Origin of the sequence: Candidatus Borrarchaeum sp. (assembly GCF_019058535.1) — an archaeon.
Taxonomy (GTDB): domain Archaea; phylum Asgardarchaeota; class Sifarchaeia; order Borrarchaeales; family Borrarchaeaceae; genus Borrarchaeum; species Borrarchaeum weybense.
In genome coordinates this window covers 1-7010 of sequence record NZ_JAHPYX010000162.1, presented here as the reverse complement: position 1 = coordinate 7010, position 7010 = coordinate 1, and the positions used below count along the sequence as shown (strand labels likewise).

Annotated in this window: 8 protein-coding genes; 3 read left to right on the top strand and 5 right to left on the bottom strand. The window is 40.1% G+C overall.

All coding sequences use genetic code 11. The features are described 5' to 3' along the window. From QVB70_RS09560 to QVB70_RS09550, 3 genes are all read left to right on the top strand, one after another. The coding region (locus tag QVB70_RS09560; protein ID WP_287585509.1) for an RNA-binding domain-containing protein at positions 1-181 on the top strand (181 nt) is incomplete at its 5' end. 27 nt (positions 182-208) lie between these two features. Beyond that, positions 209-937, top strand: a complete 729-nt coding sequence (locus QVB70_RS09555) for an RNase P subunit p30 family protein (RefSeq protein WP_287585508.1) — start codon at positions 209-211, stop codon at positions 935-937. Positions 938-940: 3 nt separating this feature from the next. Next, positions 941-1297 (top strand): Rpp14/Pop5 family protein, encoded by a 357-nt coding sequence (locus tag QVB70_RS09550; RefSeq protein ID WP_287585507.1) that lies wholly within the window; start codon positions 941-943, stop codon positions 1295-1297. Between the two features lie 125 nt (positions 1298-1422). Here QVB70_RS09550 and QVB70_RS09545 read toward each other — a convergent pair whose 3' ends face one another. The 5 genes from QVB70_RS09545 to QVB70_RS09525 form a co-directional block, all read right to left on the bottom strand. Beyond that, positions 1423-2514 (bottom strand): alanine--glyoxylate aminotransferase family protein, encoded by a 1092-nt coding sequence (locus QVB70_RS09545; protein ID WP_287585506.1) that lies wholly within the window; start codon positions 2512-2514, stop codon positions 1423-1425. After that, positions 2499-2726 (bottom strand): hypothetical protein, encoded by a 228-nt coding sequence (locus QVB70_RS09540; RefSeq protein ID WP_287585505.1) that lies wholly within the window; start codon positions 2724-2726, stop codon positions 2499-2501. Before QVB70_RS09540 ends, QVB70_RS09545 begins: the two co-directional genes overlap by 16 nt. 286 nt (positions 2727-3012) lie before the next feature. Next, positions 3013-3927, bottom strand: coding sequence for a sugar phosphate isomerase/epimerase (locus tag QVB70_RS09535; protein ID WP_287585504.1), 915 nt, complete (start codon positions 3925-3927; stop codon positions 3013-3015). Between the two features lie 21 nt (positions 3928-3948). Continuing rightward, the gene (gene ilvB / locus QVB70_RS09530; protein WP_287585503.1) at positions 3949-5661 is read right to left on the bottom strand and encodes a biosynthetic-type acetolactate synthase large subunit; all 1713 of its coding nucleotides are present in this window, start codon (positions 5659-5661) and stop codon (positions 3949-3951) included. A gap of 35 nt (positions 5662-5696) precedes the next feature. Further along, positions 5697-6683, bottom strand: coding sequence for a D-glycerate dehydrogenase (locus QVB70_RS09525; RefSeq protein ID WP_287585502.1), 987 nt, complete (start codon positions 6681-6683; stop codon positions 5697-5699). Between the last annotated feature and the right edge of the window lie 327 nt (positions 6684-7010).

Genomic DNA, 7010 nt, shown 5'->3' with positions numbered 1-7010 from the left:
GGAAAGAAGAATCGATAAATCACATTTATATCTTCGGTTTGATAAACAATCTGCCTTCAAGGGCTACTTCAAATTAAAGGATGAAGATGATATAATACGAATCAAAATAACGTTTACTATTTATCCTTCGCCAACACGTGAAAAAGTTAAATCAATTAGCGAAAGCTTGTTAATGGAATAATTGACTGTCCTATTATGGTGACATGGGATGAAGGGGAGTTACGATGTTCATGTTCATTCAACTCATTCTGGCGGTATATCTACTCTATCAGAAATGATTAAGATGGCACATCGTTTGGGACACCAAAGCATTTGTCTATCAGATTTTGGTGCTATAGATCCCTCTCAGGTTGAATCTCTTCTCAAAGAATGTAAAGGTTTTACTCCAACTGTATATTCACGAGCAGACATTTCTCCAAAAACACCACGTGAATTATCACACAAACTTAACTATATTAGAAGGAAGGTAGATTTAGTCGCCGTTGAGTGTTCTTCAGAAAATGTATGCAGATTCGCGTCGACTAATAGATTTATGGACATTTTAACTCTTGCTCCCACTGCAAAGGCGTCCGTGTTCACAGAATTGGTTGCTCGTAATTGTTCAAAAAATGGCATCGCATTAGAAATCACTTTGATCCCTTTTATAAGATATTATGGTAAGGTCCGGGCGAAACTCTTACGGATGTGGAGAAAAATACTTGCTGTTGCACTTCGAAATAATGTTATGTTCGCAATTGGAACTGGAGCACTCAGTAAATATGAGTTAAGAGGTTCACGAGAAATGCTACTATTAGCAAAACTTGTTGGTTTGCCTCAAGACTTAGCAAAACAAAGCCTCATAGAGACTCCTTTCAAATTGATAGAACGACGTATCCTTGAGAGAAATGGGAAAATAATAATCCCGGGTGTTCGAATAATCGATGAAGAGAAGGACTAAGTAATGGTTAAAGAAGAAAAAAGCAGATATATCGCCTTTGAAATAATAATCGAAGATGAAACTCCATTAGAGGTGATTTCTGTTTTTAATTCTATTTCACGATCGATTTTGTCACTTTACGGTGAGGTTGAAGCTAGCCAAAGCGGTATTTGGCTCATTGAATTTGACGCTGAGACTTGCTATGGTATTCTAAGATGCACTTCAAAAAGTTTAGACAAGGTACAAACCGCTATGGCAATCGTTTCGAGTATTGATAATAGACCCACCATTATACGTTTGCTTAAAACTTCAGGAACAATTCGATCGCTTCGATCAGCCCTCGAACAATCAACATCGACCAGTGAAGATCTGCAAAGTTAATTTTGGTTCTAACGATCGTGATTCAAGGTCGAAGATTTATCCATGTCAGTCACAATAATATTAACTCAAAAATTAGGGACTGCGAAAAAATAAAGAAAAAGGATTGAAAAGGTAGAAATTGTTTCTTAAAACATTTTTAGAGTTCGTTGAATTGCGTTTAGTGTTGCTGAGACATCGTTTGCATTAATAGCGCCCATATGGCCAATTCGAAAGATTTTACCTTTCAGTTTGCCCAAACCGCCTGCCACGATAACGCCCTCTTGTGATAATTGACCTCTAAAGTCCGCATCTGCAATGCCATTATGATAGACTGCGCTCATTGTATTTGCAGCCCATCCATCCTCAGGAACGAGTTTAAAGTCCATCTCTGTAAGACCTTTGCGCATCATTTCTGCTAATTTTTCGTGCCGCTCAAACCGTGCCTCCATTCCTTCGCTAACTATTTGCTTTACACTTTCATGGAGTGCATAGATTAAATTTACTGCAGGTGTACCGAAATAACTTGGATCACCGCGCTCATATGCTTGCATAATGGGCAACCAGTTGTCAATGGAAGTATAGAAACACTCAATGGGATGTTTAAGTTTAGCGTGTGCGTCTAAGGCCTTCTGGTTGAAATTCAGTATTGCAAGCCCTGGAGGAACACCCAATGCCTTCTGTGAACCTGTGAAGCATATATCTACATGTTGTTTGTCTTGATACAATCGTTGTCCTGCAAGAGAACATACTGCGTCTACAATAAATATCGTATCAAAATCTTTGACAACATTACCAATGGCTTCGATGTCGTTCGCAATACCAGTCGATGTATCAACATGTGTCACTGTAAGGACTTTATAGTCGTCACTTTCAAGTTTTTCACGCACCTCTGTAGGATCTGCTGCCTTTCCCCATTCTACTTGAATTTCATCAACAGCGATTCCGTGTGCTTTGAAAATATCAACGTATCGCGAGCCGAACACCCCATTATTTACTACTAATGCTTTTTCTCCTCTTTGAATCACATTGGTTGCTGCCATCTCCATAGCTAGCGTCCCAGATCCCGCAATAACAAAGGGTTGTCCTTCAGAAATGAAGACCTGTCTTAGTTTTCTTAGAGTATCTCCAAAGATAGAGATAAATTCTGGTGCTACGTGACTCACAGTTACTTTACTTAGAGCCCGTATCACTTCTGGATCAAAATTAATCGGTCCAGGGATCATTAAAAGTTTTGCCAATTTTGTTCACCTCTAATGTTCATTTGATAGGGAAAGTCAGCTAGATTAAGCTGAGCTTTTGTCGTTACTGCTGATACAATGGTCTCAGGTATGTTGTCTAGCAAAAGTAGTGAAACAAGATTCCAAAGTTTATGGTGTACACTGGCTTTACTCATTTCCTTGAGGTTGTTTTCATATTTCGCCGATACTCGGCTAATCGTTTTGGTATTCAAAAAACTCTCTAAACCTACGGGACAAGTTTCTCCCGTTCTGAACATCCGTGGGACAAACTTTGTCCCTAAACTCCTTGGTACAGCATCCCAACCTCACCTAAAACCAATTGAAATTTATATTGTATGCTTTATACTTATATTGTATATAAAGATTTTCCCTCAAACGCAGTTTTCTCAAATTCAAGAAGATTTCAATACCTTAGTATATCTTTGCTTTTTTAGCGCACGTTCATCATTTGAAAAAACAGTTTTTTCGCGACAAAAAATAAAAAGGAGATTAGAAGGCTTAAACTTGTGTCCAAGCCTCTTTTAATGTACGTTTTACATTTGCTATAGCCATCTCTGATGTAATACCTTTATGAGGTTTTACTTCGAAACTAACAAATGGGCGTTTACCTTTTTCTAAGTAATCAATTTCAAAAAGGGCATCTAGGTATTCTGCCAACTCTGTTGCGTCATTTTCTCCTCCTTCAACACCGAAGATCGGATGTTGATCTCCATACAACGGGTTGTTCGGGTCTTTAACGCAATTTCCGAGGTGCACTAATGTGAGGTAATCCTTCGTAGTCGATAATGCATGTTCAGGGGTTTCATTTAGTAAAGGTAGATGACTTAAATCATGCATTAAACCGAAAGTAGGATATCCTGCCTCTCGTACTGCCTTGGCAAACTCCACTGCTGCTTCACTTGGCCCTATCAAAGATTTTTTATCAATATCACGATCAAAAATCTCTAAAGTTAACGCTAGATTTCCTTGGCTTTTTGCATATTCGCAGAGTTGTTTTAAAGAATCGATTAATAATGCCATCCCCTTCTCTCTGGCCGCATCACCTGGATAAGGGCCACTTAGAACGGTAAGATACTCTGCGCCAACTTCGTAGGCTTCGTCAATAGCTGATTTTATTGCCTGCATGGATTTGTTTCGCAATGTATCGTCTAGTGCGTTCAAATCAAGTTTAGGAAGCAATAAAGCAGGCTGTGCCGAGAAATTAACTGTCAGACGAGAAGCTGTTAAGAGCGCAGCTACATCATCTTTAATTGCCGGATCCTTGCATCCACCATAGTCAACAGCTGAGAAAAAGCCGTCTTCGGCTATCTTTGTAAGCGTTTCGAGTATAGGGCCTTCTCCCGCAAGGCATTCTGGAAAAACCATTCCATGCACTATACCGACTTTCATATAGAGATCCCAATGTTTTTTCATTTTTTCACCGCCTTTAATTTGTTATCCCCTTTCAGCTATGGCGTCCAGAGCTAAGCCCATACTACAATTGGTTTCTCGTTCACAGATAATATCTAATATTGCAGGGGCATTATCTAGAGCTCTCTGGAAGGCAGCCTTAAGGTCTCCAGGTTGTTCAACTCTTTCGGCATATAGTCCGAACGCTTCTGCAAGCTTAACGAAATCTATTCCTATTCCATGCTTCGCTAACTTATCTGTATCGTACGTTAAATCTACCGCATATTCATAGTCATAAACAATGGATTGGTTCTGTCGGATTAAACTTAAGAAACCGTTGTTGAGCACAAGCATAACTATTGGAGTTTGGTAGTGAGCTGCCATTGCTAATTCTTCTACCATGAATCCTAATCCGCCGTCTCCTGTGATGCCTACGACTTTCTTTTGTGGCATTCCCATTTCCTCGTATCCGACTTTAGCTCCAATTGAAGCTGGTAAATCCCAACCCAACGTTCCCGCGCATCCGCAGACTTTATAATGTCCTGGTTTCTTTATTTCTTGATATTGACCGCTCCAAATCTGATTAAGTCCGACTGACGTCACAAAAATTGTGTCATCATCAAAGAATTCATTTATTTCTTTGAAAAGTCTTTGAGGCTTGATTGGGACATCATCAAAGTCTAATCTTCTCGCAAGCTCTTTGCGTCGGGCAGGTATTGACGATACCCATTCATTTGGCATTACTTTTGCATTTCGCGCTTTGGCTTGATCGACCATCATTTGTAGTGCTTCTTTGGCATCTGATACAATTCCTAACTCTGTAGGGACGATCTTGCCAATTTGTAGAGGATCAATGTCAATGTGGATGAACTTTCTGTCTTTAGTGTAAACATCTAGTTTACCCGTATGACGATCAACAAATCTGGCACCAACCGCTAGAACAAGATCGCTCTCTAAGAATAACTTGTTGCCAAGTCTTGTTTGCATGATGGTACCAACTAGTCCCGCGTATAATGGATGATTAGTGTCAAGAGCACTCTTTCCCATGTAGCTAGCACAGATTGGTAAACTTAAATATTCTGCTAATTCTTGGAGTTCTTTGGAAGCACCCGAAATAATGACTCCTCCTCCGGCTAAGATGATTGGATTCTTAGCTTCCAAGATCATATCAATTGCTTTCTTGATTTGTCTTTCATTTGCTTTGGGTGTAGAAAAGTCTAAACTACGATCTGTTTCTGGATCATATTCAATTTCTGTTCTCTGGAGGTCGACGGGGAGATCAATAAGCACTGGTCCGGGTCTTCCTTCTCTAGCGATTCGAAAAGCTTCCCTCATAGTACCTGGGAGGCGATAAGGCTCCCTAACACAATAACTTTTCTTAGTCACTGGTTTAACTATTTCTGCTATGTCAACCGCTTGAAACGCCTCTTGACCCAATACTGCTCTTGTCGCTGTCCCAGTAATTGCGACAATTGGGATAGAGTCAACTTGAGCGGTATAGAGACCTGTTACAAAATTTGTCGCTGCAGGTCCGCTCGTGCAGATACAGACGCCAACTTTTCCAGTTGTTCGTGCATATCCGTCAGCTGCATGGCATGCTCCTTCTTCATGTCGAGCAATATAGTGCTTTATTTTTGTTGTTTGCCCAAGGTATTTGTAGACGGGATTTATTGCTGCGCCCGGTATACCAAACATTGCTGTTACTCCTTCATCTTCAAGGATTTTTACTATAACTTCCGCTACTTGCATTTTAGGCATAATCTTCTCTCCTATTTTGTTTATTTTTTAGAGGGTTATCCATAAATATCTGGATTAACACAATTTGGTGGTTTGAGTCCCTTAACACCAGCAATTACATTTTCAGCAGCCATGGTCGCCATTTTAGTACGAGTCTCTATTGATGCGCTTGCGATATGTGGCGCTAACACAACGTTATCCATTTCATAAAGTTCTGGTTCAGCTTTAGGTTCCATTTCAAAGACATCCAAACCAGCACCAGCAATCTTTTTCTCCTGTAATGCTTTAACGAGTGCTTTTTCGTCTAATACAGGACCTCTTGATGCATTGATCAAATACGCAGTCTCTTTCATCAAGTCTAGTTCTTTTGCGCTAATATAGTGCTTTGTTTCTGGAAGTAACGGGACATGCAATGTCACATAGTCGCTCTCTTTGAGAAGCGTCTCTTTATCTACATATTGAATTCCTAATTCCTTTTCTAGATCCTCAAACCGTACGACATCTGTATAAAGAACTTTCATGTCGAAACCCTGAGCTCTTTTTGCAACCACACGCCCAATTCTTCCAAGTCCGACGACTCCCAGTGTTTTTCCGTAGACATCAGAGCCGAGGAATTGCATTATACCCCAGCCTTTCCATGTTTTTTGCCGGAAGTATTTATCTGCTTCGACAACACGTCGCGCGACTGCCATTAGAAGTGTCCAAGTGAAATCTGCGGTTGTGTCATCCAATACGCCCGGTGTGTTAGAAACTGCAACGCCGAGTTCGGTGGCGGCTTTCCAATCGATGTTGTTGTAGCCTACAGCTACATTGCTGACTACCTTAAAATTAGGATTTGCTTCTTTCACGGTTTTTAGAATCTCGGCGTTAATGTCGTCAGTGAGTAGGCAAACAAGCCCATCAAGGGTTTTCATTTTTTCAATAAACTCTGCTTGCGTAAGAGGGACATCACTTTCATTGAGTCCCATCTCACATTCCTTGATGATCATATCTAAAGCTGGCTTTGGGATCACGCGTGACACATAGACTTTTGGTTTACTCAAAACTAACCCTCACGATCTCGATAAAATTGTAAAAGAGTTTATAGTACTTCGAATTTATAATTCTAATCATGCGCGCACACAAACATATTCGTTCAACCTTATCTTTATAACTTTCAGCGTACTAATAATTCGGTATTAATTGGAGGAAAAATAAAACGGAGACCTAAAAGGCAAATAATTTGAGGGGATCACCAAGAAAAGGAGGCTTGAAAATTACACTTGAGGAGCTTATGGAACATAAACTAGATTGGGAGGGTATAATCATCCCGGAATTGAAGGAGATTGTTGGAGAGGAAAATGTTCTCAATCATGTAATAGATCTCTATG